The 26,279-nt window shown below is 59.8% G+C and carries 25 protein-coding genes and 1 tRNA gene; 16 read left to right on the top strand and 10 right to left on the bottom strand.

Features of this window, described 5'->3' with window-relative positions:
* Positions 1-2: 2 nt before the first annotated feature.
* The gene (locus AC1RDQ_RS20670) at positions 3-824 is read right to left on the bottom strand and encodes a c-type cytochrome (protein ID WP_492587993.1); all 822 of its coding nucleotides are present in this window, start codon (positions 822-824) and stop codon (positions 3-5) included.
* 595 nt (positions 825-1,419) lie between these two features.
* On the opposite strand from AC1RDQ_RS20670, the gene AC1RDQ_RS20665 reads away from it, so the two are divergent.
* The 3 genes from AC1RDQ_RS20665 (at position 1,420) to AC1RDQ_RS20655 (ending at position 5,612) form a co-directional block, all read left to right on the top strand.
* Entirely contained in the window at positions 1,420-2,625 is a 1,206-nt protein-coding gene (locus AC1RDQ_RS20665) for an acetyl-CoA C-acetyltransferase (protein WP_007993058.1), read from the top strand.
* Positions 2,626-2,649: 24 nt separating this feature from the next.
* Entirely contained in the window at positions 2,650-4,794 is a 2,145-nt protein-coding gene (locus tag AC1RDQ_RS20660; RefSeq protein ID WP_492587992.1) for a 3-hydroxyacyl-CoA dehydrogenase NAD-binding domain-containing protein, read from the top strand.
* Positions 4,795-4,889: 95 nt separating this feature from the next.
* Positions 4,890-5,612: an amidotransferase gene (locus tag AC1RDQ_RS20655; protein WP_102672401.1), complete on the top strand. Its 723-nt coding sequence runs from the start codon at positions 4,890-4,892 to the stop codon at positions 5,610-5,612.
* A gap of 100 nt (positions 5,613-5,712) precedes the next feature.
* Here AC1RDQ_RS20655 and AC1RDQ_RS20650 read toward each other — a convergent pair whose 3' ends face one another.
* The 3 genes from AC1RDQ_RS20650 to AC1RDQ_RS20640 form a co-directional block, all read right to left on the bottom strand.
* Positions 5,713-6,684 carry a magnesium and cobalt transport protein CorA gene (locus AC1RDQ_RS20650; protein WP_057715730.1) on the bottom strand — a complete coding sequence of 324 codons (972 nt, stop codon included), beginning with the start codon at positions 6,682-6,684 and terminating at the stop codon, positions 5,713-5,715.
* A 159-nt stretch (positions 6,685-6,843) separates the two neighbouring features.
* Positions 6,844-7,566 (bottom strand): lysophospholipid acyltransferase family protein, encoded by a 723-nt coding sequence (locus AC1RDQ_RS20645; RefSeq protein ID WP_057715729.1) that lies wholly within the window; start codon positions 7,564-7,566, stop codon positions 6,844-6,846.
* A 214-nt stretch (positions 7,567-7,780) separates the two neighbouring features.
* A complete protein-coding gene (locus AC1RDQ_RS20640) occupies positions 7,781-8,470 on the bottom strand; it encodes a crotonase/enoyl-CoA hydratase family protein (RefSeq protein ID WP_429521362.1) in 690 nt (229 codons plus the stop codon).
* Between the two features lie 308 nt (positions 8,471-8,778).
* On the opposite strand from AC1RDQ_RS20640, the gene AC1RDQ_RS20635 reads away from it, so the two are divergent.
* The 10 genes from AC1RDQ_RS20635 to AC1RDQ_RS20590 all read left to right on the top strand — a co-directional run bounded on the left by AC1RDQ_RS20635 (position 8,779) and on the right by AC1RDQ_RS20590 (position 13,833).
* Positions 8,779-8,868: transfer RNA gene (locus tag AC1RDQ_RS20635), tRNA-Ser, on the top strand.
* 533 nt (positions 8,869-9,401) lie between these two features.
* Positions 9,402-9,656, top strand: coding sequence for a type II toxin-antitoxin system HicA family toxin (locus AC1RDQ_RS20630; RefSeq protein ID WP_218542839.1), 255 nt, complete (start codon positions 9,402-9,404; stop codon positions 9,654-9,656).
* Complete coding sequence (locus AC1RDQ_RS20625; protein ID WP_150812359.1) at positions 9,653-9,985, top strand: type II toxin-antitoxin system HicB family antitoxin; 333 nt, start codon at positions 9,653-9,655, stop codon at positions 9,983-9,985. Before AC1RDQ_RS20630 ends, AC1RDQ_RS20625 begins: the two co-directional genes overlap by 4 nt.
* 59 nt (positions 9,986-10,044) lie before the next feature.
* Positions 10,045-11,388, top strand: a complete 1,344-nt coding sequence (locus AC1RDQ_RS20620) for a serine hydrolase domain-containing protein (protein ID WP_492587991.1) — start codon at positions 10,045-10,047, stop codon at positions 11,386-11,388.
* Positions 11,385-11,705, top strand: coding sequence for a YbjQ family protein (locus tag AC1RDQ_RS20615; RefSeq protein WP_090454008.1), 321 nt, complete (start codon positions 11,385-11,387; stop codon positions 11,703-11,705). Before AC1RDQ_RS20620 ends, AC1RDQ_RS20615 begins: the two co-directional genes overlap by 4 nt.
* Positions 11,706-11,851: 146 nt before the next feature.
* A complete protein-coding gene (locus tag AC1RDQ_RS20610; protein WP_032829518.1) occupies positions 11,852-12,040 on the top strand; it encodes a hypothetical protein in 189 nt (62 codons plus the stop codon).
* Positions 12,041-12,354: 314 nt separating this feature from the next.
* Complete coding sequence (locus AC1RDQ_RS20605; RefSeq protein ID WP_007988063.1) at positions 12,355-12,723, top strand: hypothetical protein; 369 nt, start codon at positions 12,355-12,357, stop codon at positions 12,721-12,723.
* A 168-nt stretch (positions 12,724-12,891) separates the two neighbouring features.
* Positions 12,892-13,317 (top strand): glycine zipper domain-containing protein, encoded by a 426-nt coding sequence (locus tag AC1RDQ_RS20600; RefSeq protein ID WP_349736047.1) that lies wholly within the window; start codon positions 12,892-12,894, stop codon positions 13,315-13,317.
* A gap of 16 nt (positions 13,318-13,333) precedes the next feature.
* Complete coding sequence (locus AC1RDQ_RS20595) at positions 13,334-13,516, top strand: hypothetical protein (RefSeq protein WP_057715722.1); 183 nt, start codon at positions 13,334-13,336, stop codon at positions 13,514-13,516.
* Between the two features lie 107 nt (positions 13,517-13,623).
* A complete protein-coding gene (locus tag AC1RDQ_RS20590) occupies positions 13,624-13,833 on the top strand; it encodes a hypothetical protein (RefSeq protein ID WP_340314418.1) in 210 nt (69 codons plus the stop codon).
* 55 nt (positions 13,834-13,888) lie between these two features.
* Here AC1RDQ_RS20590 and AC1RDQ_RS20585 read toward each other — a convergent pair whose 3' ends face one another.
* The gene (locus AC1RDQ_RS20585; RefSeq protein ID WP_492587990.1) at positions 13,889-17,221 is read right to left on the bottom strand and encodes an RHS repeat-associated core domain-containing protein; all 3,333 of its coding nucleotides are present in this window, start codon (positions 17,219-17,221) and stop codon (positions 13,889-13,891) included.
* Between the two features lie 248 nt (positions 17,222-17,469).
* Here AC1RDQ_RS20585 and AC1RDQ_RS20580 point away from each other — a divergent pair, with 248 nt between their 5' ends.
* Positions 17,470-18,165 carry an HAD-IA family hydrolase gene (locus AC1RDQ_RS20580; protein ID WP_057715719.1) on the top strand — a complete coding sequence of 232 codons (696 nt, stop codon included), beginning with the start codon at positions 17,470-17,472 and terminating at the stop codon, positions 18,163-18,165.
* A gap of 137 nt (positions 18,166-18,302) precedes the next feature.
* Here AC1RDQ_RS20580 and AC1RDQ_RS20575 read toward each other — a convergent pair whose 3' ends face one another.
* Positions 18,303-19,049 carry a 3-oxoacyl-ACP reductase family protein gene (locus AC1RDQ_RS20575; protein WP_492587989.1) on the bottom strand — a complete coding sequence of 249 codons (747 nt, stop codon included), beginning with the start codon at positions 19,047-19,049 and terminating at the stop codon, positions 18,303-18,305.
* A 124-nt stretch (positions 19,050-19,173) separates the two neighbouring features.
* Here AC1RDQ_RS20575 and AC1RDQ_RS20570 point away from each other — a divergent pair, with 124 nt between their 5' ends.
* The gene (locus AC1RDQ_RS20570) at positions 19,174-20,097 is read left to right on the top strand and encodes a LysR family transcriptional regulator (protein WP_407515265.1); all 924 of its coding nucleotides are present in this window, start codon (positions 19,174-19,176) and stop codon (positions 20,095-20,097) included.
* 129 nt (positions 20,098-20,226) lie between these two features.
* Here AC1RDQ_RS20570 and AC1RDQ_RS20565 read toward each other — a convergent pair whose 3' ends face one another.
* The 3 genes from AC1RDQ_RS20565 to AC1RDQ_RS20555 all read right to left on the bottom strand — a co-directional run bounded on the left by AC1RDQ_RS20565 (position 20,227) and on the right by AC1RDQ_RS20555 (position 23,858).
* Positions 20,227-20,955: an aspartate/glutamate racemase family protein gene (locus AC1RDQ_RS20565; RefSeq protein ID WP_007988885.1), complete on the bottom strand. Its 729-nt coding sequence runs from the start codon at positions 20,953-20,955 to the stop codon at positions 20,227-20,229.
* A gap of 56 nt (positions 20,956-21,011) precedes the next feature.
* Positions 21,012-22,553, bottom strand: coding sequence for an NCS1 family nucleobase:cation symporter-1 (locus AC1RDQ_RS20560; RefSeq protein ID WP_492587988.1), 1,542 nt, complete (start codon positions 22,551-22,553; stop codon positions 21,012-21,014).
* Positions 22,554-23,117: 564 nt separating this feature from the next.
* A complete protein-coding gene (locus AC1RDQ_RS20555) occupies positions 23,118-23,858 on the bottom strand; it encodes a phosphoadenylyl-sulfate reductase (protein ID WP_218496797.1) in 741 nt (246 codons plus the stop codon).
* Between the two features lie 174 nt (positions 23,859-24,032).
* On the opposite strand from AC1RDQ_RS20555, the gene thrH reads away from it, so the two are divergent.
* Entirely contained in the window at positions 24,033-24,650 is a 618-nt protein-coding gene (gene thrH, locus AC1RDQ_RS20550) for a bifunctional phosphoserine phosphatase/homoserine phosphotransferase ThrH (RefSeq protein WP_057715714.1), read from the top strand.
* A gap of 127 nt (positions 24,651-24,777) precedes the next feature.
* Here the strand turns inward: thrH and pabB are convergent, their stop codons facing one another.
* Entirely contained in the window at positions 24,778-26,121 is a 1,344-nt protein-coding gene (gene pabB, locus AC1RDQ_RS20545; RefSeq protein WP_492587986.1) for an aminodeoxychorismate synthase component I, read from the bottom strand.
* Positions 26,122-26,279 lie beyond the last annotated feature (158 nt).

Raw genomic sequence — 26,279 nt, 5'->3', positions numbered from 1 at the left:
TGTTACGGCTTAACCTTGCGCCCGACCATATGCTGCAAATACCCCACCAGGCTCTGCAGATCCCCATCCGGCAACACCTCGGCCGAGAACCCGGGCATCTTCGCTTGCGGCCACTGGCGCAAACTCTGTGGATCGCGGATGTAGCGCTTGAGGAAGTCCGCACCGAAGTACTCGGTCGGGTTGTACGGAATATTCAGGTCCGGCCCGAATTGCGCATCCCCGGCGCCATTGAGTCGATGGCAGGCCAGGCAGTTCTTCTGGAACAACGCAAATCCCTTGTTCACCGGATCATCCGCCTTCAGTGCCGGATCGGGCAGCAGTGCGGGAAAGCGCTCGGCCACGGGTGCCAGGCGTTTGATGCTCGCCACCTGGAACGGCCATTGTTCTGGGCTGATGTTGCCGGCCTGCGGATTGCTCCAGACAAGATAGAACGGCCCGGCGCCCGGCTTGCCTTCGGATAGCGGTGGCCAGGGTTTGCTCGGGTCTTCAATCGCCAGCCATGCCTGTGCACCCAGGGTATTGAGCAACGGCGCGGCTGTCATTTCGGCGGCAAAGCCATCCAGCGCCACGGCTTGCAGGTGGTCTTCAGGCTTGATGCCGGTCAGCAGTGCGGACAGCGGCACGGCGCGGTAGCTCATGTCCCGCTTGTAGGAAACGTCGTTGCTGATGTCGATGGTTTGAACCTGAGGATGCTTGAGCAATTGCTCGGTCTGCCAGGTGCGACTGTTCGCGCCCAGCTCCAGGTTCAGCTGTGCGGCATACAGGGGCGAGCCGAACAGCGTGGCCCCGAGCAGAATGAGCATTTTCAAGTGATCGCCGTCCATGTCGTGCAAGTGCCGCAAAGATTGGCACAGCCACGCTGGCCCGGGTAGCGGGCCAGTCACATTTTGAGAGTGGCAATTCAAAAACTGTGACGCCGTAGCTTTATAGACGCGACTAGCCGATGACCTTGGTCAGGTTCGGCAATATCAACAACAGCGTGGTGGCGAAAAGGATGAGCCCGGCTTGACGTACTTTCGATTGTTTGAACATGGCTTGACCGCCTTTTTTGTTATTTCCTGATGCCTGCCCGCATAGCATCCATGATGGCAGCGCGTTGCACTTCCTGTAGTGACGAGTGCCTCGGCAAAACCCGACGACAACTTCGTACATGTTCACCTTAGAGCCCGCGATACGCTTGGCTTAGATCCATTTCGTATGGTGTTCTTCAAATTCGCGTTAAAAATAGCATGAGGCCTAGTGCCAGCTTCTTTGGCAGCCGTTGGCTAGACAGCTTGGTGTCCTGAACGGTAGCTGACTACCGTTCGTCTGAGCGTGAGCGTCAATGTCTGTGAGCGCTGCGGTCATTGAATCAAACGCAGCTCGGGCCAAGAGTGGACACTCGGTATTTACCCACCTGCACTGCGGTTCGAGGACGTCATGACCCAAGCATTGATTTTCGACGCGTTACGCACGCCCCGTGGCAAAGGCAAGGCCGATGGCGCCTTGCACAGCGTCAAACCGGTGAACCTGGTGGCTGGTTTGCTCACCGCACTGCAACAGCGCACAGCGCTGGACACCAGCCAGGTCGATGATGTGGTGCTTGGCTGCGTAACCCCGATTGGTGATCAAGGTTCCGACATCGCCAAGACTGCCGCTCAGGTGGCCGATTGGGATGTCAGCGTGGCGGGAGTACAGATCAACCGGTTCTGTGCTTCGGGGCTGGAGGCCGTGAACCTCGGCGCGATGAAAGTGCGTTCCGGTTTCGAAGACCTGGTGGTGGTCGGTGGTGTCGAGTCGATGTCCCGGGTGCCGATGGGCAGCGATGGCGGGGCCTGGGCGCTGGACCCGGCGACCAACCTGCACAGTCACTTCACGCCACAGGGCGTGGGTGCCGACCTGATCGCCACACTTGAAGGCTTCAGCCGTCAGGACGTCGATGCCTACGCCCTGCATTCCCAGCAAAAGGCTGCACGGGCGCGGGCCGATGGCTCGTTCAACAAATCGCTGGTGCCGGTGCAGGACCAGAACGGCATCATCCTGCTCGATCACGATGAGTTCATTCGCGCCGACTCGACCCTGGAAGGCCTGGGCAAGCTCAAGCCGAGTTTCGAGATGATGGGGCAGATGGGTTTCGATGCCACCGCGCTGCGGGTCTACAGCCATGTCGAGCGGATCAACCATGTGCACACCCCCGGCAACAGCTCCGGGATTGTCGACGGCGCGGCGCTGATGCTCATCGGCTCCGAAGCCAAGGGCCGGGCGCTGGGCTTGCAGCCACGGGCGCGGATTGTCGCCACGGCGGTCACCAGCACCGATCCGACCATCATGCTCACCGGCCCCGCGCCGGCGACCCGCAAGGCGCTGGCCAAGGCCGGGCTGCGGGTCGAAGACATCGACCTGTTCGAGGTCAACGAGGCGTTCGCGTCGGTGGTGTTGAAATTCATCAAGGACATGGCCGTCGATCCGGACAAGGTCAATGTCAACGGCGGCTCAATCGCCATGGGCCACCCGCTGGGCGCCACTGGCTGCGCCATTCTCGGCACGCTGCTCGATGAGCTGGAAGCCCGGCGCCTGCGTTATGGCCTCGCGACCCTGTGTGTCGGCGGCGGCATGGGCATTGCCACCATCATCGAACGCCTCTGAGCCCGGACATCAAGGAACCCAGTTATGAGCGAAGCCATTCGTTACGAAAAAGACCAGGACCAGATCGTCGTCCTGACCATCGACATGCCGGGCCAGAGCGCCAACACCATGAACGCGGTGTACCGCGAAGCCATGGCGGACTGCGTTGCGCGCCTGGTGGCCGACAAGGACAGCATCGCCGGTGTGATCATCACCTCGGCCAAGAAGACATTTTTCGCTGGCGGGGATCTCAACGAGCTGATCAAGGTTGGCAAACCCCAGGCCAAGGCCTTCTACGACATGGTGCTGAGCCTCAAGGGCCAGTTGCGCGCCCTGGAAACCCTCGGCAAGCCTGTGGTCGCGGCGATCAATGGCGCCGCACTGGGCGGCGGCTGGGAAATCTGCCTGGCCTGCCATCACCGCGTGGCGCTGGACCACCCGTCGGTGCAACTCGGCCTGCCGGAAGTCACCCTTGGCCTGCTGCCAGGCGGCGGAGGCGTAGTGCGCATGGTGCGCATGCTCGGCCTGGAAAAAGCCCTGCCTTATTTGCTTGAAGGCAAGAAAGTGCGGCCACCACAGGCATTGCAGGCAGGATTGATCGACGCGCTGGCGACCGATCACGAAGACATGTTGGCCAAGGCGCGGACGTGGATTCTGGCCAATCCAGCGGCGGTGCAGCGCTGGGACGTGAAGGGCTACCAGATTCCGGGCGGCACACCGTCAAACCCGAAAGTTGCGCAGATGCTGGCGATTGCGCCGTCGATCCTGCGCAGTAAAACCCAGGGCACGATGCCCGCGCCGGAGAAAATCCTCTGCGCAGCGGTCGAGGGCGCCCAAGTGGACTTCGACACGGCGCACTTGATCGAAACCCGCTACTTCACCGAACTGACCACCGGCCAGGTCTCGAAAAACCTGATTGGCACGTTCTGGTTCCAGCTCAACGAAATCAATGCCGGCGGCTCGCGGCCTCAAGGCTTTGCGCCTTATGTCACCCGCAAGGTCGGCGTGCTCGGCGCCGGGATGATGGGCGCCGGTATTGCGTTTGTCAGTGCGTCGGCGGGGATCGATGTGGTGCTCAAGGACATCAACCTCGCGGCGGCGCAGAAGGGCAAGGCGCATTCGGCGGCGCTGCTGGACAAGAAGGTTGCTCGCGGACAAATGAGCATCGAGCAACGCGACACCGTTCTGTCACGCATTCAAACCAGCGAAAGCGATGCTGACCTGGCCGGTTGCGACCTGATCATCGAGGCAGTGTTCGAGGATCGGGATTTGAAGGCCAAAGTCTCGTTGGCGGCGCAGAAGGTCGTCGGCGCGGACGCGGTGATCGCCTCCAACACCTCGACCTTGCCGATCAGCGGCCTGGCGTGTGCCGTGCCCGATCAGAGCAAGTTCATCGGCCTGCATTTTTTCAGCCCCGTGGAAAAAATGCCGCTGGTGGAAATCATCAAGGGCGCCAACACCAGCGATGAAACCCTGGCCCGCGGCTTCGATTACGTCCTGCAAATCAAGAAAACCCCGATTGTGGTCAATGACAGCCGCGGTTTCTTCACGTCGCGGGTGTTCGGCACCTTCACCAATGAAGGCATTGCCATGCTGGGTGAGGGCGTGAGCGCGGCGATGATCGAGACTGAAGCGCGCAAGGCCGGCATGCCGGTAGGACCGCTGGCGATCTCTGACGAAGTTTCCCTCAGCCTGATGAACCATATCCGCCTGCAAACGGCCAAGGACCTGCAAGCAGAAGGCAAACCGCTGACAGAACACCCGGCATTTGCCGTGATTGACTTGTTGCTCAATGAGTTCAAGCGTCCGGGCAAGGCTGGCGGTGGAGGTTTCTACGAGTATCCGGCGGTCGGCCAGAAACACCTGTGGCCTGAGTTGAAAACCCGCTTCGAGAAAGCCGACGGGCAGATTTCGCCCATGGACGTGCGTGATCGCCTGCTGTTCGTGCAAGCCATCGAAACCGTGCGCTGTGTGGAGGAGGGGGTGTTGACCTCGACGGCGGATGCCAACGTTGGTTCGATCTTCGGCATCGGTTTCGCCGCCTGGACCGGCGGTGCGCTGCAGTTCATCAACCAGTACGGCGTGCAGGACTTTGTGGCCCGAGCCCAGTATCTGGCCACACAGTATGGCGAGCGGTTCGCGCCACCCGCCTTGCTGCTGGAAAAGGCCGCCAAAGGGGAGGCGTTCTAAGGGGGAGATGATGCATTTCGGGGCTTGCCTTGTCACAGCGTTTCAAGGCAGGCTCTGGGGTGTGCATTATTCCCATCACGTGTCAGGTATTTTTTATGTCGTTACGCATCTGCATTCTGGAAACCGACCACCTGCGTCCGGAATTGGTTGACCAATATCAGGGCTACGGGCAGATGTTCAAACACCTGTTTTCGCAGCAGCCGATTGCCGCCGAGTTCACCGTCTACAACGTGGTGCAGGGTGAGTACCCAAGCGACGACCTGACGTTCGACGCCTACCTGGTGACGGGCAGCAAGGCCGACTCTTTCGGCACCGACCCGTGGATCGAAACCCTCAAGAAATATCTGCTGACCCGCTACGAGCGCGGCGACAAGTTGCTGGGCGTCTGCTTCGGTCATCAGTTGCTGGCGTTGCTGCTCGGTGGCAAGAGCGAGCGTGCGACCCAGGGTTGGGGCGTCGGCACCCACAATTACAAATTGGCCGCCAAGGCGCCGTGGATGAACCCGGTGCGCGAGGAGCTGACGTTGCTGATCAGCCACCAGGATCAGGTCACGTCGCTGCCGGAGAACGCCACGGTCATCGCTTCCAGCGACTTCTGCCCGTTTGCCGCCTACCACATCAACGACCAGGTGCTGTGCTTCCAGGGGCATCCGGAATTCATCCACGACTACTCCCGTGCACTGCTGGATATTCGCCAACAGGCACTGGGCGAGCAGGTCTACTCCAAAGGTATCGCGAGCCTGGAACAGGAACACCACGGCACCACGGTTGCCGAGTGGATGATGCGGTTTGTCGCGCACAAGCCAACAGCTGTTTAAAACCTGTAGGAGCTAGCCCTGCTCGCGATGGTCGTGAACGATAACGCGCCAAACCTGACAGCCCGCGGTGCTCTCAGGTTTTTCGCGAGCAGGCTCGCTCCTACAGCCACCCCGATTTCTTGAAGCTCGCCCACAACCCCAGACAACCCACCGTAATAAACCCCAGCACCCCGAAATACCCGTAGTGCCAGCCCAACTCCGGCATGTTCTGGAAATTCATCCCGTAGATCCCCGCCACCGCCGTCGGGAAGGCCAGGATCGCCGCCCAGGCCGCAAACTTGCGTTGCACCACGCTCTGGCGTGAGGCCTCCAGCAGCACCCCGACCTCAATCGTCTGGCTGGCAATATCCGCCAGCGTCGTCAGGTCTTCCATCTGCCGCGTTACATGAATCTGCACATCGCGAAAGTACGGGCGCATGTTCTTGTCGATGAACGGGAAGCTCAGCCTCTGCAATTCCTCACCGATCTCAATCATCGGTGCCACATAACGACGCAAGCGCAAAACATCACGACGCAGGCCATGTAGCTTCTGGATGTCGTAGTCATTCAGCGAGCCGCACAACACGTTGCGCTCCAGCTCATCGATTTCCCCGTGAATGGCTTCGCCCATCGGCTGGTAGTTTTCGATCACGAAATCGAGGATGGCATAGAGTACGAAATCTTCCCCGTGCTCAAGCAATAGCGGACGCGCCTCACAGCGCTGTCGGACATGGGCGTAGGACGCGGAGTGACCGTTGCGCGCAGTAATGATGTAGCCATTGCCGGCAAAGATATGCGTCTCGATGAACTCGAGTTTGCCCTCATGGCGGATGGGCGAATACGTCACGATGAACAGCGCATCGCCGAAGGTTTCCAGCTTCGGTCGGCTGTGCTTTTCCAGGGCGTCTTCGATGGCCAGTTCGTGCAGGTTGAACTGGCGTTGCAGATTGTAGAGCTCTTCGGCGTTCGGCTCTTCGAGGCCGATCCAGACAAAGTGCCCGGGCTTTGCAGCCCAGGCTGCGCCTTCGTCAAGGCTGATATCAGTGACTCTCTTACCGGCGCTATAAACCGCAGCAGCAACAACTCTACCCATGATGGTGGTTCACTTCTTTTGGCAGCTTTCAATTGGCAACGAATGCATTGGCAGTGTGGCTCAGCTTAGCCTTGCAGTGTTTGAGAGTCAGTTAAATCTGCCGAGTTCTGGGCAAAGACGCACAGGCAAAAGAAAACCCGCACCAGGCGGGTTTCTTTTTCAGGCGGCTTGCAGTTGCCGGTCCATCGATTCGATGCATTCACGCATCTGCTCTCGGCACTGGGCGATCAGCAGGGGCATGTCGTCCAGGCTCAATCCGGCGGTGGGAATCGCCGGCAACGAGCGAATCAGGATTTTTCCGCTGCGCCAGCGGTTCAACCGCATATGTTTGACGTAACTGCTGACGCACACCGGGACAATCGGCACCCCTGCGGCAATGGCCATCTGAAAGGCGCCTTTCTTGAAGGGCAGCAAGTCCTCACCCAGGTTGCGCGTGCCTTCCGGGAAAACCCAGATCGAGGTGTCTTTGTTTTGCAGGGTGTGGGTGGTGGTCAACATCGACTTGCGTGCCTTTTGCGCATTGCCACGGTCGATCAGCACATTGCCGGCCAGCCAGAACAACTGCCCGAACAGCGGCACCCACTTCAGGCTCTTTTTGCCGATGCACACGGTACGACGGGGCACCACGTTGCCAAACACAAACAGGTCATAGTTGGACTGGTGATTGGCGATGATCACGCAGCTGTCGGGTTTATCCATCAACGGCCCGACTTCGGCCTTCACTCGCAAACGCAAAATGCACATGGCCGGCCATGCGTACAGGCGTGCGCACAGGCGGCTGTTGTCCGGATTGAACGGCCGGCACAGGCCGAGCATCACCCCCAGCACACCCGCCACGATAAAGTGTAGGCCCATCAATGACATACGGCACAAAAACAGCATCTACAGGCCCCACCGGGACAAAAGGTGGCGCAGTGTACGGATGTGCACTGTTTTCGGCAATTGCTCCCAGGGAAGTGGGAGATGGTCGATGTTTGAGCTGATGTTTCCGACTGTTTGGTCAGATGCAGCCTAGAGCGGTCACAGACGTTTAACGCAGACATGTATGAAAAAGCCCGACACGACGGTCGGGCTTTTCGTGGCAGCAGATCCGGGCTTAGCCCAAATGCTCCTGATCCTGGATGATCGCGTTGTCCAGGGCCTCCAGCAGCGCTTTGCGCACTTTCAATTTGGTGTTCTTGTGCGCGGTCATGTTGATCTTCTTCAACTGACGAGCCGCCGCCAGTGCCGCGCCTTCCAGTTCTTCAGGCGAGACCACGACATCGAGGAAGCCGGCCGCCACGGCGCCTTGTGGATTGAACATCTCGCCGTTGACCACCGAACGCTGCAACGCCACTTTGTTCAGGCGGTCACGGGCAATCTCGATGCCCGCGTGGTGCATGGTCATGCCGATCTGCACTTCGTTCAGGCCAATGCTGAACGCACCTTCAACGCCGATGCGATAGTCAGCCGACAACAGAAGGAACGCGCCCTTGGCCACCGCGTGCCCCGGGCACGCCACGATCACCGGGAAGGGGTGCGACAGCAGGCGGCGGGCCAGGGTCGAGCCGGCGGTCACCAGCGCCACGGCTTCTCTAGGACCGGCCGTCATCACCTTCAGGTCATAACCGCCAGAGAGAATGCCCGGCTGGCCGGTAATGATCACCACCGCACGATCAGCCACTGCCCGATCCAGCGCAGCGTTGAACTCGGCAATCACATCCGGGGAGATGGCATTGACCTTGCCATTGCTCAGGGTCAGGGTCGCGATACCGTCTTCGAGATGGTAGGAAATCAACTCACTCATGACGCTATTCCTTTCAATAAAGTTGGGCAGACGTTACCCACCGCCGCAAGCCAGGTAAAGCGCCGTGACTGACCCGCCAGTCACCCTTTGCCCGCCCGTCAGGCGCAGCCCGCCGTGCCTGCTGCGCATTCCCCTCTATATAGAAGAGGGCACGAAGCCGGAGATTGGCCGGTTTGCCATGGCCGGGAACGACCGGAAACGCTGAATCGCGTTAACCGCATGAAAATTCTGAAAAAAATGTTTGCCATCGGAAAAGCTTTCGACTACATTAGCGCGCCTCGACAGACAGAACATGTTTGAAGAGATACGGTGAAGTGTCCGAGTGGCTTAAGGAGCACGCCTGGAAAGTGTGTATACAGGAAACTGTATCGAGAGTTCGAATCTCTCCTTCACCGCCACATTCTGCAAACACAAACCCCTGATTTTCCTAGAGAAAGTCGGGGGTTTGTGGTTTTTGGCGTCTGAAAAAGGGCCGTATGTGAACAAAGTGGGAACGCAGATGATTTATGGGGTGTTCTAGCTCGCACGATATGAGTGAGAGCATCAGACAAGTACCTATCTCGCTAATGCCTGCTTTCGGTCAACCGTCTCCTTTCGTGCGAAGTGATTATAAAAATGCAGTCTTCTTAGGGAGTATCTATACAGATCCACTTAAGGGTGTCCCGCCCAGGTTAAGACCAGCAAGGTAGTGGCCAGCTAAAAACGCAGCAAGCGTAAGGCTTTACGCAACTCTCGGAAATTGCCTACAACCCCGGCGAGAGTCACCCCGATATCCTGCCTGCCTTGCAAAACAAACGCTTCCACGCGAAAAACGCCGCTTTCCTGTTCTGGATAAGCGGCGTTTTTTTAAGCACGCGTTAGAGGCTTCTCCCACGCATCAGCGATGTCATTCGCGGTTGCTAAACCCTGTGCGGTATCATGATATAATACCATGAATAATAAACAGCTCAGCACCCTCAAAACCGTATTTTCAAGACCAGCCCCGGCCACCATGGAGTGGTCACGCATCGAATCTTTGTTCGGCGCTGCAGGGGCAAGAACCATCGAAGGCAATGGATCGCGAGTACGTTTTGAACTGAATGGCGTGGTGGCCACTTTTCATCGGCCCCACCCCGACAAAGAAGCCAAGCCCTACCAGGTGCGTGACGCCCGGGCTTTCCTTGAGCAAGCAGGAGTTACCCCGTGAACGTAATGAACTACAACGGCTACTCAGCCCGAATCGAGTACAGCGACGAAGACGGCCTGTTCGTCGGCCACATTGCGGGCATCAAGGATGTTGTCGGGTTTCACGGCGAGTCAGTCAAAGAACTTCGCACCGCATTCGAAGAGGCCGTCACCGATTATCTGGAGACTTGCGCCAAACTCGGCCGCACCCCACAGAAGCCCTATTCAGGCCATCTCAGTCTGCGCCTGGCCCCAGCCCTTCACGCGACGGTAGCTGTGAAAGCTCAGTTAGCCCACAAAAGTATCAATCAGTGGGTTGCTGATGTTCTTGATCGCGAGGCGCATGCTTAAGCAGTGAATAAGCCGATCCGGCTGTAGACTGCTCAAACTCTTCGAACGGAATCGACATCATGCTCTATCCTCGCGCCAGTTTTCGCGGCGCAGCCAGGCTCATCGCGGCTGTGTCGATAGTTGCCGCGTCATCACTGGCCCTCGCATCCGCCCCTGCGACTTTTCCCGACGCCCAAGCCAGTGACCCGGCCAAACTTGGCTGGATGGTCGGTTCGCCACCCTCCGCTGATCGCACCGTGCGTTTTGAAGACGGCAGCTATTTCCAGTTCCCGGCAATGCGCTGGAGTGTTTCGAATTTCCGGCAACTGATGCCGACGATCAACGTTTCACGCGGCCTGGGTGCTCCGGTTCCTCTGGAGACAGTGCTACGCAAAGATATCGACGGGATCAGTTTTGTCCCGCTTGGCGCCAAGGCGCCGATGACGTGGGAGCAATCCCTCGCGGCCACGTACACCGATGGCATTGTGGTGATGCACCGCGGGAAAGTTGTCTACGAACGTTACTTCGGCGTGTTGAAGCCGGACGGCCAGCACGCCGCAATGTCAGTGACCAAGTCCGTGGTCGGCACGCTGGGTGCCATGTTGGTGGCGCAGGGGCGCATCGATGCTGACAAGCGGGTTGCCGAATATGTACCGGAACTGGCGGATTCTGCGTTTGGCAGCGCCACGGTACGGCAGTTGCTCGACATGACCACGGGCCTCAAATACAGCGAGGACTACGCGGACCCGGATGCCGAAGTCTGGGCCCATGCCCGGGCAGGCAACCCGTTGCCCAAACCCAAGGGTTATGAGGGACCGCGCAGTTACTACGAGTTTTTGCAGACGGTGCAACTGCAAGGCGAGCACGGCAAAGCGTTTGCCTACAAAACCGTCAACACCGACGTGTTGGGCTGGGTCATTGCCCGCGCCACCGGCCGCAATGTTGCGCAACTGCTGTCGGAGAACATCTGGAGCCGGTTGGGTGCCGAGCAGGACGGCTATTTCACAGTGGACTCCATCGGCACGCCGTTCGCCGGTGGTGGCCTGAATACGGGGTTGCGGGATCTGGCGCGTTTTGGCGAGATGCTGCGTAACGGCGGTCGGTTCAACGGCCACCAGATAGTGCCAGAGGCAGTGATCGACGATATCCGTGGCGGCGGCGATAAGCAGGCTTTCGCCAAGGCGGGTTACACATTGCTCAAAGACTGGAGTTACCGGTCTATGTGGTGGGTGACGAGCAAGGAAGGCGGGGCATTCATGGCGCGTGGGGTCCATGGGCAGCGCATTTATGTCGACCCGAAGGCCGAGATGGTCATCGTTCGCTACGCATCCCATCCGGTGGCCAGCAACTCGGCCAATGATCCCGTTACTTTGCCAGCGTTTGACGCGTTGGCTGACTATCTGAACAGGAAGGAACACCCATGATCATCACCACGACCCAGTCCATCGAAGGCCGGCAAATTACCGCCTACCTGGACATCGTCAGCGCCGAGTCGGTGCAAGGGATCAACGTTGTCCGCGACGTGTTTGCCGGGATGCGCGACTTTTTCGGCGGGCGTTCCCAGACACTGGAGCGAGCGTTGAAGGAAGCACGCATTCAGGCCACCGATGAGATCAAGGAGCGGGCGCTGGCGCTTCAGGCGGACGCGGTGGTCGGGCTTGATTATGAGATCAGCATGCCGGCCGGAAAGGGAGGGATGGTCGTGGTGTTTGTGACCGGGACTGCGGTCAAGTTGAGGTAAAAGGTGAGAAGCCATTCGTCGGTCACGGGGAAATCCGAACGGCAGGTCCGTTGGTGACCGGCTAGTCTCAAAAACCTTGGCGATCGATATTCTTTCAGGCAAAGGGCTTGCCGATGTCGATCGCGCTTTTTGAAAGGGGTGGAGAGATGGCTGATCCGTATATCGAGGACGATGGCGCAGAATTTCCGATCAACAACTCCGTGCGGTGTGGTCAGACCCAATATGTGGCCAGTTTCGGCGAGGACCAGACTGAGGTCGACAAGATCAAGACCAGGGCGTGCCGGGTACTGAAGGGCAAATTTTTACCCAAGGTGACAGCGCCGGTCAGGAAGTAATCGAACGTCAGGCAGACCCCGTCATAGAGCGGGGTTTTTCATGCCTGAAAAATTTTATGACAATTTTTTTGAAGGGGCAGATCTTTCACAAACTTTTCACAACACCCTCCGTAATCTCGACTCATCCGTTAGAAAGCAACACCTGGCCCGTTTCCCCAGCGGGCTTTTTTTTGTCCGCGATAAAACCTTTTCGGTAAACGCTGTCCAACCCTCGCCAATCGCGAAGTTGGACCGGTGTGCTGGACTTTATCCGCGCAAAAGCATTCAATCTCGCCCCCCCCCTTTTGTGTACCCCTATTTTTGAGGTTTTTGTCATGCGTTTAACACTGCCCGCTCTGGTTCTGGGGCTTCTGGTTGCTCAAGGTGCAATGGCTGGTGACGGCACTGCCGCGCTGGGCGGTGGCTTGGGCGGCGCATTGGGTAACGTCGTCGGCCAGAAGATGGGCGGCAGCACTGGCGCCGCGATTGGCGCGGGCGTCGCTGGCGCGGCAGGCAGCGCAGTTGCCGCCAAAAAAGGTCATCGCACCAGCGCTGCTATCGGTGGCGGTGTCGGCGCGGCCGGTGGTTCGGTAATCGGCAATAGTCTCGGCGGCAAGTCCGGTGCCACCATCGGTGCTGGCCTGGGCGGTGCATTGGGCGGCGGCGTGGGCAGCAACCTGGCCAATGGTCACAAGCGTCACTGATCCTGATCCAGATTTGAAAAGAGCCCGGCTTGATGCCGGGCTTTTTCATTTATGAACGTTTTACGCCGCAGCAGCTCAAATCTTCCATACCCTGGGAAGAATGCGAGGCGTGCCATGAACCCGAAAACCAACGACAAAAAAAACGGAAGCCTGAATGCTCGACTATTGATGGTGCCTGCAATTGTTTTTGGATTGCTGGTCTCTCAGGTGGCGCTGGCGGGAGGTAATGGAGATGCCGCAGTGGGCGGTGGTCTTGGTGGGGTGCTGGGCAATGTTGTCGGTGGCCAGCTGGGTGGCAGCACGGGTGCGGCCGTCGGTGCCGGAGTCGGCGGCGCGGCCGGTAGTGCCATTGCCGCGCCAAAGCGCAGTCGCACCGAAGCAGCGGTAGGCGGTGGTTTGGGCGCGGCGGGTGGATCAGTGATCGGCAACAGTCTTGGCGGTTCGACCGGATCGGCCATCGGTGCCGGTCTTGGCGGTGCAGCCGGTGGTGCAGTCGGCAATGATCTGGGGAGTGATAGCGGCCACTCCCATTCCGGTGGCGGACATAAACATTCGAACAAGCACCACAATAAGCACCACAATAAGCATCACTAGTTGAGCGAGGCATCCCATGACTGCGAAAAGCGAAGACAAGGAAGAAAAGGGGCCGAGCGCACAGCCATCTATAAACGATCCCGGCAATGAAGATCCGGGATCGCTGATGGATGATGCGACGGTACCGCTTAACGATGCTGATGATGCGGGCGATGTGGGGAATATCGAGTTTGAAGATGAGGAAGAGGACGAGGACTGATCGAACCGTGCTGTCGGATTGACCGGTTGTCCAGCTGATCGAACGCGTCCATCGCCCGATCCTCGCCAGGTCGTGGCCTGCACTTCAGGTCACACAAGAGGTGCGATATGAACACTGATCGGAAAGTCCCCGACGTTGATGAAACACCGGAGTATCCGCTGCCGTCGCCTACCGATTCCTTGAGCCGTGACCAACGACCACCGGACGATGATGATGCAGGTGTGGAGCAGGTTGCGAGCGACGACGATGATATAGAGGCCGATCCAGAAGATCGGGACGATGGCGCGGGTGAGCCAGCTATTACAAAGCGACAGTGAAGAGCCCCGGGTCCCGATTGCTTCTTTGAAGCGTTGGTTCGAGGGGGGAATCCGGTTAGAAAATTCCCCGGGGCTCTAGTGAGTCTCCGCAATACCCGTATTTATTCGAAGGTTTTGGAGAGGGCGCATCAGGCTCTCCCTCATCAACCTTTGCCCTTCCTTGCCCATACGGCACCGAGCATCCCGGCTTGTTCTCCTGCGGGCAATTCCCGCCCAATCCCAATGGCGCCACCCACCCCGTCGGGTTCCGGGTGTACCGATACGGGTTCAACCCACCGGCCAGCATGACCGGATCCAGCGTCAGATAACGACCAATGTCGGGATGGTAGTAGCGATGACGGTTGTAGTGCAGGCCGCTCTCGGCGTCGAAGTATTGCCCCTGAAACCGTAGAGGCTGTTTGAGTCGTTCGCCGTCGCCCTGGCTCACTTCACGAAGTTTGCCGTGGGCGGTGTATTTGGCCGACCAGACGATAGCGCCGCCGTAGTTGGTCAGTTCCTGCGGAGTACCGAGGTGGTCGAGTTGGTAGTAGAGCGGGCGGGCGTCTGCCCGGCCTTTTCCGTCAAGCAGCGCCAGCGGGCGGAAGCTGCCGGGTTCGTAAACGTAGCTGCGGTAGTGCTCGGGAGCGCTTTCGGCGATGAGCTGGTCGCCTTGCCAGAAGAATTGCGTGGTCTGGCTGTCGACGGTTTTGCGGATGCGCCGGCCGAAGGCGTCGTAGCGGTAGCTGACACTTTTACCGTCCGGGGTGCTGACGCTGATCAGGCGGTGCTGGCTGTCATAGGTGTATTGGGTGACTTGGGGCGGCATACCGCGGCGTTCGCGGATCAGGTTGCCGAAGGCGTCGTAGTCGTAGTGGCTGTTGCAATGGCGGTGCAGACGGTTGCCCTGGAGCACGAACGGGCCTGGACGGCCACGGATCAGCAGATTGCCGGCCGGGTCATGGGTGAAGTTCTCCGCGAACGGATCGCGGTCGTGGCGTACGCCGGTCAGGCGGTCGAACGCATCGTATTGATAGTGGCGTTGGCCGTGACGGCTGTCGGCAATCTGCAGGAGATTGCCCTTGGCGCTGTAGGCATACTCGCGGCGATACAGCGCTCGTTGCTTTTGGCTGACGCAATGGAGCTGCAAGCGGCCTTGCTCGTCGTAGGCGTAGTCGCTGAGCAGCAGGCCCTGTTGGCGTTGCTGTTCGCGCCCGCCGACAAAACGGTGGCAGGTCAGGCGCGTGCCATTGAGATCGATGGCAGTGAGGGCGCCCCCCTTGGCATAGTGGTAGACAAGGACACTGTCGTCCGGAAGGTGCAGCCGCTTGAGCCGACCGCAGGCATCGTAGCCGTAACGCAGGGTGCCCCAGCCCTGATGTTCGGTGATCAGCCGGCCCTGGCGGTCGTATTCGAACGCCAGCGGATGGTCCTGAGCGTCATCGACACGAACCAGTCGCCCTGAGTTGTCGTAGTGGTACTCGACCTTGATCCCGTCGGGCAGGGTCTTGAGCAACAAGCGCCCGGCGCTGTCGCGTTGATATTGTGTGACGAGTTGCGAACCGTCGTCGCCGTACTCGGTTTTTTTCAGCAACTGGCCATTACCGTCATACGCATAGGTGGTACGACGGCCATCAAAGCCGGTTTCCTGTCGGATCAATCCGCCAGGCGTGTAGTCCAGCCGATAGGTGTCGCCGACCTCGTTTTCGATCTCGGTAAGCAACAGTTGCGCATGATCGTAGCCGTACTTCAGCGTGCTGCCGTCGGGGTTGATCCGACGGCTGACCAAGTGCAGGTCGTCGGCGTACTCGTAACGGGTTACCCGTCCCAGTTCGTCGGTTTCGGCGGTGACCTGGCCGTAGGCGTTGTAGCGATAGGCACGGCAGGCACCGGTGGGCAGCGTGATCCTGGTCAGTCGACCCACGGCGTCCCACTCATAGCCGGTGACGGCACCGTGTTCGTCCTGCCGGGTAATCCGCCGGCCCAGCACATCGTAGGAAAAAGCGCGCTGGGCACCGTCCGGCAAGGTCTCCTCCAACAGTTGCCCCAAGGCGTTCCAGACAAACCGGTGACCGCTCTGATCGGGGAATCGGATTGTCAGCAAGCGCCCTTTGGGGTCGTAGAAATAGCGGGTGATCTGTCCATCGGGATCGGAAACAGCAGTGATGTCGCCCTGGGCATTGCGCTGACAGGTCCAGGTCGCCTGACCACGGGTGAGGGTGCGCAGGAAACCGTGCCGATAGTTGCAGGTCATGGGCGCCTCATCGGGCGCACGCCGCGCGATCAACCGACCGGCTTCGTCATAATGGTATTCGGTGACGGCGCCGAGGGCGTCCTGCTCGGCGATCAGGCGACCCTGATCGTCGTAGGCCTTGTGCAACTCACCGCCGTCGGGCCCGACCTGGCGTACCAGGCGTGCGCGGTTGTCATGAACGTAAACCTCTTCGCTACCGTCGGCGTTGTTCACTGTCACACAGCCTTTATCGTCCCAGGCGTAACGTGCCTCCATTTGCGAAAACGAGGCCCAATGATGGATGCAGCGGGCTGCCTTGCCAGAGCGTTCCCACGCCCAGAAGAAGCTCGCGCCGCCGGCCAGTTGCCGTTGCAGGATCACGTGCTGCTCGTCGTAGTCATAGCGCTCGCTTTCACCTGCGGCGTTGGTTGCCTCGATCAAGCGCTGGCGGGCGTCGTAGCGGTAACTGACCAGTGTCTGTTCGGTGCGCCAGGTGTTTGCCTCGCAGTCGCCGCGCTGAAACACCTGATAGTCTACGGCCACCAGGTGCTTGACGTCGTAACGCAGCAATAAGGCGCGGTCGGCGCCGTTGTCCAGGCGTTGGATCCGGTCACAGCGGTCCCGTTGCACCGTCAGGCGATTGCCGTAGGCATCGCTGATCGTGCTGAGCCGGCCGTCATGAAAGTGGTAGAACCGCGCGCGGTGGCCGGCCAGGGCGAGGATCAGTTCGTCCGGCTCTTTGCCGAGGTAAATCGCCGCCCGCGACAGGCTGTTGTGGATCACCGGGCGCGCCGCCGTCGGCCGTGGAAAGGGCGTGCGGCGGTTTTCGGGGTCGATCCACAGCACCCGCTCGCTGTGGAGTTCCAGGTGCTGGGACAGCGAATGGCTCCAGCCAAAACCGAGGCCACTGTCGATTTCGACGGCACTGGTGCGATAGAGGCGGGTGAAGTCGAAAGGCAGGATTCCGTCGAGGGTGCCATCGGTCAGGGTCAGCAGTTCTTCACCGGTAACCATCGACACCGGGCCGTTGTGGGTGGCGGTTCGCTCGGCGGTGTCGATACTGACACCATTGGGGTTTTTCGCCTGTCTGGAGGCGTCCTCGTGGCGTTCATGCCTGCCGGGGCAAAGTATCAGGGGACCGCTGGCGGGGCATGCCAATACCTCTTGGGGATCGAACATCTGCTGTCTTTCGCTTGGCGGAATGTGGAGCGCGAAACTCTGCGGGGGATCGGCGAGGAAAGAAGTCGGGAAAGGGTGGCGCTTGCTGTAGGGCGATTCGCTAAATCGCGGAGGGCCATTCGGCGCCGATCGGGATTTCATCATTGCTCTAGACCGGCGGCGCTCGCTATGCTGCTGAATCCTTTAATCCATGGGGCATCGGCCGTACCTGAGCTGCCCGGGATACCTTAGAAAACGGATCAGATGCGATGAATGCACCACTGAAAGCATTCGGCCCGATCAAGGCCGTGATTTTCGATATGGACGGCTTGTTGCTGGACACAGAAGGCATCTACACCGAAGTCACCTCCATCATTGCCGCGCGTTACGGCCGGACGTTCGACTGGAGCATCAAACAGAACATCATTGGCCGGGGCGCGGGCGATCTGGCGCGCTATGTGGTTGAAGCGCTGGACTTGCCGATTACGGCACAAGAGTTTCTGGTGATCCGCGAGCCGCTGATGCGCGAGCGTTTTCCTACAGCGCAGGCAATGCCCGGAGCACAGGAACTGGTACGGCATCTGAAGGCCAACAATATTCCCATTGCCGTAGGCACCAGTTCTTCGAGCCAGTCGTTCGGCCAGAAAACCACCTTGCACCGCGACTGGTTCGCCTTGTTCGACTTTATCGTCACCGCCGATGACGCCGAGGTGGGCGCGGCCAAACCAGCACCGGATATTTTCCTGACGGCGGCGCGGCGCCTGGGTGTTGCACCGCAAGACTGCCTGGTGTTCGAGGATTCGCCCTTCGGCGTCACTGCGGCGAAAGCGGCAGGGATGACGGCAATTGCGATTCCGGATGCGGCAATGGCAGATGCCAGGTACGCACACGCCGATGGCATTCTTCGTACGCTGAAGGCGTTTGTGCCGAGTGCTTTTGGTTTGCCGGCGCTTGAGTGGGCCTAGCTAAAAAGACGGGTCGACTCTGGCAAATGTGGGAGCGGGCTTGCTCGCGAAGGCGGTGTACCAGGCAACATTGATGTCGTCTGATTCACCGCTTTCGCGAGCAAGCCCGCTCCCACATAGGGTTTGCGTTTAACGCATCAGGCGCCGAAACCACCGTCGATGGTCAGGCTGGCCCCCGTGATATAGCCCGCTTCAGGGCTGACAAGGTAGGCGACGAAGCTGGCGATCTCTTCGGCCTTGCCGTAACGGCCCACGGCCATCAACGGGATCAGGCTTTCCGCAAAGTCACCCTCGGCCGGATTCATGTCGGTGTCGACCGGGCCCGGTTGCACGTTATTGATGGTGATGCCTTGCGGGCCGAGATCACGGGCCAGGCCTTTGGTCAGGCCGACCAGCGCCGACTTGCTCATGGCGTACGGGCCACCACCGGCGAAGGGCATGCGGTCTGCGTTGGTGCTGCCGATATTGATGATGCGACCGCCTTCGGTCATGTGTCTGGCGGCGGCCTGGGTGGCGATGAACACGCTGCGCACGTTGATGGCCAGGGTCTGGTCGAAGTCTTCGAGTTTGAACTCGGCCAGCGGTGCGACCGCCAGTACCCCAGCATTGTTGACCAGGATATCCAGGCGACCGAAGGCTTCTACCGTGGCGGACACGGCACCGCGGATGGCCTCGGCGTCGGCGCTGTCGGCCTTGATGGCCAGGGCCTTGCCGCCCTTGGCGGTGATGCTGTCTTGCAGTTCTTCGGCTTTGGCCGTGGAGCTGACGTAGGTGAAGGCAACGGTGGCGCCTTCAGCAGCCAGGCGCTTGACGATGGCTGCGCCGATGCCGCGGGAACCACCTTGAATCAAGGCCACTTTGCCGCTGAGGTTCTGAGTAGTCATATCGATCTCCAAGTCCCGAGGCGAGATGTCCCGGTTGATGGAGGCTAGTATCGATTCAGGATTACGTGCTGTGTAGACCATAGTTACGATAGTCTGTGTAAACCAAAAGTTTATAGTGGCGCTTATGGAAACCTTCAGCAGTATCGAATGCTTTGTGCGCAGTGCCGAGGTCGGCAGCTTTGCTGAGGCGGCGCGGCGCTTGAGCCTGACACCGGCGGCGGTGGGCAAGAGCGTTGCCAAGCTCGAGGCGCGCCTGGGTGTCAGATTGTTCCAGCGCAGCACTCGCAGCCTGACCCTGACGGAAGCCGGTCAGTTGTTTCTCGGCGAAGTCAGCGGCAGCCTGCACACGATCCAGAATGCCGTGGCCAATCTCGCCAGCGCCGGAGGGCAGCCGGCGGGCACCTTGAAAGTCAGCATGGGGACAGTATTTGGCTGCCTGTACATTGTGCCGATGCTCGGTGAGTTTCTGCGGCGATTCCCGGCGATCAACCCGGACTGGCACTTCGACAACCGCCAGGTCGATCTGATCGGGCAGGGTTTCGACGCGGCCATCGGCGGCGGCTTCGAATTGCCCCAGGGCGTGGTGGCACGCCGGCTGAGTCCGGCGCATCGGGTGTTGGTGGCTACGAAGGACTACCTGGAGACACATGCAGCGATCAGCGAGCCGGATGACCTCAAGCACCATGACGGAATTCTGATCCGCTCACCGCAGACCGGTCGGGTACGCTCTTGGCAGTTGACCCATCGCAATCAGCAACACAGCCCGTTGACGCTCCCGGCGCGGATGACCATGAGCGATTCCGAGGCCGCCTGCGCCACGGCCGCGCAGGGTCTGGGCATTGCGCTGGTGAGCATGCCGTTTGCCGCGGGCTATCTGGAGTCGGGCAGGCTGCAGCGGGTGTTGCCGGATTGGTACATCGACGACGGCTACACCTCCATCTATTACGCCGAACACAAACTGCTGCCGGGCAAAACCCGGGCGTTTGTCGAGTTTGTCATTGAGCAGTTTGCCGAGCGGGGGTTGGGGCAGAGGTTCAGTGCGGTTTGAGCCTGGCTTAAGACCGAGGTGTTGCCATCGCGGGCAAGCCACGCTCCCACAGGTTTGCGTCGAATACATTACTGAGGTGCGATGCATAACCTGTGGGAGCGAGCTTGCTCGCGATTGGGGCACCGCGGTCTACCGGGCAAACCGCCCCGGCCAACCGATGATGTTTTTCGGCCGTGGCGTCGCATAAGTCCGCACCTTCGATGTCGACAGCCCCAGTCGCACCAATGATTCGGCAATGGTCACCGCCGCCGTCACCCCATCCACCACCGGTACCCCGGTACGTCGGCGAATCTGCTCGTCCAGCCCGGCCATGCCGCCGCAGCCCAGGCAAATCACTTCGGCCTTGTCCTGGGTCACCGCCAGTTCGGCCTGATGGACGATGGCCTCCAGTGCGCGCTGCGGCTCGTGCTCCAGTTCCAGTACTGCCAAACCACTGGCCCGTACCGAGGCGCAACGGTCCCAGAGGCCGGAGAGCTTGAGGCGATCTTCGATCAGCGGCACGGTGCGGTCGAGGGTGGTGACCACGGAATAGGCGTGACCGAGAAACATTGCTGTGCTGGCGGCGGCATCGGTGATGTCCACCACCGGCACATTGAGCAGTTCCTGCAAGCCTTCACGGCCGTGTTCGCCATAACCGGCCTGGATCACCGCATCGAAGGGCTGGTCGTAGGACATCACCCGGTCCATGACCGCGATGGCCGCCAGGTAACTCTCGAAATTGCCTTCGATGGAGTCGGCACCGAAGTGCGGGGTGAGGCCGACGATTTCCGTGCCGGGTGATGCGACGGCCTGCGCCGAACGGGCGATGGCCTGGGTGATGGATTCGGTGGTGTTGACGTTGACCACGAGAATGCGCATGGGGAGTCCTTATTGCAGTTGGTTCTGCGGCCCGACAACGCCGGGCCGCGACAGGATCAGTGGCTGACGTTGTCGACCGCGATGGCTTCGCCGCTAACATCGACGTAATGCGGTTGGCGCTTGGCGATGATCAGGTAGAGCATCCCGGCGATACCGGCACCAATCAGCCAGGAGAATGGCGATACGCTGTGGAAGCCCGGTACCAATGCCAGGACGATGGCGATCAACGCTGCAGGAATGAACGCCGCCACCGCGCGTAAATTGACACCGCGGCTGTAGTAATACGCGCCGTCAGGGTCTTCGCTGTACAACTGCGGCACGTTGATCCGGCCTTTGCGTACCAGCCAGTAGTCGACCATGATCACCCCGTACAACGGGCCGAGCAGGGCACCGAGGCCGGACAGGAAGTACACGATCACCAGCGGGCTGTTGTAGAGGTTCCACGGCAGGATCAGCACGGCGATGGTCGCGCTGATCAAGCCGGCGCGGCGGAAGGTCAGGTACTTGGGCGCCAGGTTGCTGAGTACGAACGCCGGGGCGACGAAGTTGGCCATGATGTTCACCGCCACGGTGACGATCAGGAACGCCAGGCAGCCGAGCACCAGGAAGAAGGTGTTGGGGATCGAGGCGATGATTTCGGTCGGGCTTTCGATGATCCGGCCATTGATCTGAAATTGCGCGCCGCACAGCAGGACGGTAATGCCGGCGAATACCAGGATGTTCACCGGCAAGCCCCAGAAATTTCCGACCTTGATGGTTTTTCGGCACGGCGAAGAACGGGCAAAGTCGCAGAAGTTGAGGATCAAGGTGCCGTAGATCGCCAGCCACAGTGCGCCGCCGGCAAAGATGTTGCGCCACATCTCACCGCCAGTCAGGGGCTCACGGATAGACCAGGCGATGGTCGCATCGGCCTGGGTGTACATCCACGCGGCAAGGGCGGCGACGGTCAGCAGAATCACCGGGCCGGCAAATGCCTCGTAGCGCCGCACCATCTCCATGCCATAGGCCAGGATCGCCAGTTGCACGAACCAGATCGCGACGAAACACACCCAGCCCAGGGTCGACAGACCGAGTATCGAGTTGTGGTCGTAGTCGGCGAACCCGGGATGGACCGCCGTTAACAGCACGCGAAAGACCACGGACGCAAGATACGTCTGGATACCGAACCAGGCGATGGCGATAACGGCGCGGATCAATGCAGGAATCTGCGCACCGTGAATGCCGAAACTGATCCGGCTGATGACCGGAAACGGCACCCCGGTTTTCTGGCCCATGTAGCCAGACAGGTTCATGAAGAAGTAAACCAGCGCGGCGCCGATCCCCAGGGACAGGAGAATCTGCCAGCCACCCAGACCCAAGGCGTACAGGCCTATGGCAAACGAGTAGTTGGCAATGTTGTGCACGTCGTTGGTCCACAGGGCAAAGATGCTGTAGCGGCCCCAGCGCCGACCTTCGGACTTGGTCGGTGCCAGGTCCTTGTTGTGCAATCGGGGGCTGAGCACCACGGGAGCGTGATGCGCCTGATTGTCGACGGTGTGGATGGAATGGGAGGAGGGTAGATCCAGCGCGATGTTGTTATTGGAGAGACTAGTACGCATTCCGGCAGGCTCCTGATGCTCGACATCGCGATGACTGTGCATGAGCGTTGGCTCGACAAATCTTCGTCGCGGATGGCGAATATCATTGGTTACGGGGCATCTGCAGCCTGTACGGGATAGGGCGCTTCAGGCTTGCGGATCTAAAGTGTGTGTATGTTTTGAATTGATTGTATACAAAACATGTATGCACTTAAGCCAGAACTGTGCCAGCTGGCAGTTCTATGAAACGCGCTGCTCATTTCGTTTTGTTATGGCGTTTCGCCAAATTACTGAAAAATAGGCAATTTAAATTGACCGATTGAACAGGTTTTTATTTTACGAAGGGGAGTCAGGAGGACATGGCGGTGTACGTCAGGCAGGGGGATGTAACTTTTGGGGGCGCAGAAACGAAAAGTGCACACATAAATGGCACCGATGGTGACATTTCTGTGTACACATTTTTGTGGGAGCGAGCTTGCTCGCGATGGTCGTCAATGAAAACGCTGTATTCCTGACACCCCATGGCGCTCTTGGGTTTATCGCGAGCAAGCTCGCTCCTACAGAGGGGTATCACAACGCTCGGGATCAGCCTTTGGACTTGCTGATGATATTCCCCGCATGCAGCCCGCATTCCTTCTGCGTCGCTTCTTCCCACCACCAACGGCCTTCACGCTCATGCTGGTTCGGCAGTACCGGGCGGGTGCAGGGTTCGCAGCCGATGCTGATGAAACCGCGTTCGTGCAGGCTGTTGTACGGCAACTCCAGCATGCGGATGTAGCCCCAGATCTCTTCGCTGGTCATTTGCGCCAGCGGGTTGAACTTGTACAGGGTACGTTCCGGGGTGGAGAACGCGGTGTCGATTTCCATCACCGCGACGGCGCTGCGGGTGCCGGGGCTCTGGTCCCGACGCTGGCCGGTCGCCCAGGCCCTCACGCCTGACAGCTTGCGGCGCAGCGGTTCGATCTTGCGGATGCCGCAGCATTCGCCATGGCCGTCCTTGTAGAAGCTGAACAGGCCTTTTTCCTTCACGAACGGCTCAAGTTTCGTGTAGTCCGGCGACACCAGTTCGATGTCGATCTTGTAGTGCTCGCGCACCTGATCGATGAAGCGGTAGGTCTCGGGGTGCAAGCGACCGGTGTCGAGGCTGAACACTTTGACGTTCTTGTTCAGCTTCCAGGCCATGTCCACCAGCACCACGTCTTCGGCGCCGCTGAAAGATATCCACAGGTCATCGCCGAACTCGGCAAACGCGAGTTTCAGAATGTCCTGGGCGGATTTGTTGGCATAGGTCGTGGCGAGTTCCACGACGTCGAACGTTGGGCTCATCAGGGCGGCTTCCTACAGGTCGGTGGCGCTGGGCGCTCTATATGGGGTCGATGGTAACAAAAAGCTGCACGGGCCGGGGCATCCTCTGCGTTGCGCAGGCAGGCCCGAATCGCTAGAGTTCGGCAGTCTTTTTGCTCGCTCGACTCAATAATCAATACAAAATGGGAGTGTCTTGTGGAAATTGCCTGTCTGGATCTTGAAGGTGTGCTGGTTCCGGAAATCTGGATCGCCTTCGCCGAAAAAACCGGGATCGAATCCCTCAGGGCCACTACCCGGGACATTCCCGACTACGACGTGCTGATGAAGCAGCGCCTGCGAATTCTCGACGAGCACGGCCTGAAGCTCTCCGACATTCAGGAAGTGATCGCCACGCTCAAGCCGCTTGATGGCGCCATCGAGTTCGTCGACTGGCTGCGCGAGCGCTTCCAGGTGGTGATCCTGTCGGACACCTTCTATGAGTTCTCCCAGCCGCTGATGCGTCAGCTGGGCTTCCCGACCTTGCTCTGCCATCGCCTGATTACTGACGACACTGGGCGTGTCACTGACTATCAACTGCGTCAGAAAGATCCCAAGCGTCAGTCGGTCCTGGCCTTCAAGAGCCTCTACTACCGGGTGATCGCGGCGGGGGATTCCTACAACGACACCACGATGCTGGGCGAGGCCGATGCCGGGATTCTGTTCCATGCGCCGGATAACGTGATTGCGCAGTTCCCGCAGTTCCCGGCGGTGCACACGTTTGAAGCGTTGAAGCAGGAGTTCATCAAGGCATCAAACCGGACCCTGAGCTTGTAATCACATTCCCTGTATGTAGGAGCGAGCCTGCTCGCGATGGTCGTCAACGATAACGCGGCAAGACTGACACCCCGCGGCGTTTTCAGGTTCATCGCGAGCAAGCTCGCTCCTACAGTGATGGGGGTGGTCAGAGGTTCTGCAGCGTATCGAGCAGTACCTTCACTTTGGTAATCGACTCCTGATACTCAGCCTGCCACTGCGAGTCCGCGACAATCCCGCCACCGCCCCAGCAACACACCTGCCCGTCCTTGACCAGCAAACTACGGATGGCGATGGAGCTGTCCATTTCGCCGCGTACGTCCAGGTACAGCAACGAACCGCAATACAGGCCGCGCCGGGTCGGCTCCAGTTCGTCGATGATCTGCATGGCACGAATCTTTGGCGCGCCGGTAATCGACCCGCCGGGGAAGCTGCCGGCGATCAGGTCCAGGGCATCGCGCTCATCCGCCAGTTCACCGGTGACGCTGCTCACCAGGTGGTGCACGTTCGGATAGCTTTCCAGGCTGAACAATTCCGGCACCCGTACTGAACCTGTGCGGCAGGTGCGACCGAGGTCATTGCGCAGCAGGTCGACAATCATCAGGTTTTCCGCGCGGTCTTTGGGGCTGGCCAGCAATTCGGCGGCGTTCGCGGCGTCCTGCTCGGGCGTCAGGCCCCGGGGGCGAGTGCCCTTGATCGGGCGGGTTTCCACATGGCCCTGGCTGACTTTGACGAAGCGTTCCGGCGACAGGCTGAGTACGGCATCGCCATCAGGCAAGTTCTGGAAGCCGGAAAAAGGCGTCGGGCAAGCAGCGCGTAGCGCACAGTAAGCGGCCCACGGATCACCCAGGCAGGGTGCGCGAAACCGTTGGGCGAAATTGACCTGATAGCAGTCGCCGGCCTGAATGTACTGTTGGATGCGCTCGATGGCCTGTTGATACTCATCGGCGCTCAAGTCGGCAGTCATCGGGGTGAGCAGCTTGAAGGGCGCGCTCGCTTGCGGCGCAGGCTGGCTGAACAGTTCGATCAGGCGCTGACGCTCGCTCTCGGGCAGGGTCGGGTGGAACACCAATTGACTGGTCTGCGAAAGGTGATCGCTGATCAAGGCCCAGCCGTACAAGCCGAAGCGCGCGTCGGGCAGATGCAGGTCATCACTGGCCTGACTCGGCAGGCGCTCCAGATGTCGGCCGAAGTCGTAACTCAGGTAACCGATCAACCCACCGGCAAACGGCAACTCATGATCTGCCGGCAGAATGGCTTCGCCCAGGCGTGTCAGGTTGTCGCGCAGGCGTTGCAGGAAAGCATCGCCACTTTCGTCGGGCGACACCGTCAGTTGCTCCAATGGCCAGGCGCTGAGCAGGTCATAGCGACCGCGGTCGGCGCTGGGGCGGCCACTGTCGAGCAGGACGGCACCGGGCGCATGGCGAATCGCCGCGAAATACTCTGCGGGGTTGGCGCGATAGGGCAGCGGGTGTACGGAACAGGTCAACATGGGCGGGGGAAGTCAGCCATCGAGGCGGGGTGGCGATTGTAGTCCCCTCGGAGAATTGCTCCTAGAGGGGATTGATTGCTGTAGGAGCGAGCTCGCTCGCGATGGTCGTCAACGATAACGCTGTATGCCTGACCCCCCACAGTGTTTTCAGGTTCATC

This window comes from Pseudomonas sp. GW823-FHT02E01, assembly GCF_058797535.1.
The sequence above is the reverse complement of the archived record's forward strand: the minus strand, read 5'-3'. Positions and strand labels throughout refer to the sequence as shown.

Bases quoted from the DNA above. Each gene is read 5' to 3' on its own strand.
- AC1RDQ_RS20555 (WP_218496797.1), bottom strand. From the start codon at position 23,858: ATGAGCCCAACGTTCGACGTCGTGGAACTCGCCACGACCTATGCCAAC.
- AC1RDQ_RS20585 (WP_492587990.1), bottom strand. From the start codon at position 17,221: ATGTTCGATCCCCAAGAGGTATTGGCATGCCCCGCCAGCGGTCCCCTG.
- AC1RDQ_RS20560 (WP_492587988.1), bottom strand. From the start codon at position 22,553: ATGCGTACTAGTCTCTCCAATAACAACATCGCGCTGGATCTACCCTCC.
- AC1RDQ_RS20660 (WP_492587992.1), top strand. From the start codon at position 2,650: ATGAGCGAAGCCATTCGTTACGAAAAAGACCAGGACCAGATCGTCGTC.
- AC1RDQ_RS20590 (WP_340314418.1), top strand. From the start codon at position 13,624: ATGAACACTGATCGGAAAGTCCCCGACGTTGATGAAACACCGGAGTAT.
- AC1RDQ_RS20565 (WP_007988885.1), bottom strand. From the start codon at position 20,955: ATGCGCATTCTCGTGGTCAACGTCAACACCACCGAATCCATCACCCAG.
- AC1RDQ_RS20580 (WP_057715719.1), top strand. From the start codon at position 17,470: ATGAATGCACCACTGAAAGCATTCGGCCCGATCAAGGCCGTGATTTTC.
- AC1RDQ_RS20630 (WP_218542839.1), top strand. From the start codon at position 9,402: ATGAATAATAAACAGCTCAGCACCCTCAAAACCGTATTTTCAAGACCA.
- AC1RDQ_RS20600 (WP_349736047.1), top strand. From the start codon at position 12,892: ATGGTGCCTGCAATTGTTTTTGGATTGCTGGTCTCTCAGGTGGCGCTG.
- AC1RDQ_RS20595 (WP_057715722.1), top strand. From the start codon at position 13,334: ATGACTGCGAAAAGCGAAGACAAGGAAGAAAAGGGGCCGAGCGCACAG.
- AC1RDQ_RS20615 (WP_090454008.1), top strand. From the start codon at position 11,385: ATGATCATCACCACGACCCAGTCCATCGAAGGCCGGCAAATTACCGCC.
- pabB (WP_492587986.1), bottom strand. From the start codon at position 26,121: ATGTTGACCTGTTCCGTACACCCGCTGCCCTATCGCGCCAACCCCGCA.
- AC1RDQ_RS20650 (WP_057715730.1), bottom strand. From the start codon at position 6,684: ATGGGTAGAGTTGTTGCTGCTGCGGTTTATAGCGCCGGTAAGAGAGTC.
- AC1RDQ_RS20605 (WP_007988063.1), top strand. From the start codon at position 12,355: ATGCGTTTAACACTGCCCGCTCTGGTTCTGGGGCTTCTGGTTGCTCAA.
- AC1RDQ_RS20655 (WP_102672401.1), top strand. From the start codon at position 4,890: ATGTCGTTACGCATCTGCATTCTGGAAACCGACCACCTGCGTCCGGAA.
- AC1RDQ_RS20645 (WP_057715729.1), bottom strand. From the start codon at position 7,566: ATGCTGTTTTTGTGCCGTATGTCATTGATGGGCCTACACTTTATCGTG.
- AC1RDQ_RS20620 (WP_492587991.1), top strand. From the start codon at position 10,045: ATGCTCTATCCTCGCGCCAGTTTTCGCGGCGCAGCCAGGCTCATCGCG.
- AC1RDQ_RS20575 (WP_492587989.1), bottom strand. From the start codon at position 19,049: ATGACTACTCAGAACCTCAGCGGCAAAGTGGCCTTGATTCAAGGTGGT.
- AC1RDQ_RS20610 (WP_032829518.1), top strand. From the start codon at position 11,852: ATGGCTGATCCGTATATCGAGGACGATGGCGCAGAATTTCCGATCAAC.
- AC1RDQ_RS20640 (WP_429521362.1), bottom strand. From the start codon at position 8,470: ATGAGTGAGTTGATTTCCTACCATCTCGAAGACGGTATCGCGACCCTG.
- AC1RDQ_RS20665 (WP_007993058.1), top strand. From the start codon at position 1,420: ATGACCCAAGCATTGATTTTCGACGCGTTACGCACGCCCCGTGGCAAA.
- AC1RDQ_RS20670 (WP_492587993.1), bottom strand. From the start codon at position 824: ATGGACGGCGATCACTTGAAAATGCTCATTCTGCTCGGGGCCACGCTG.
- AC1RDQ_RS20570 (WP_407515265.1), top strand. From the start codon at position 19,174: ATGGAAACCTTCAGCAGTATCGAATGCTTTGTGCGCAGTGCCGAGGTC.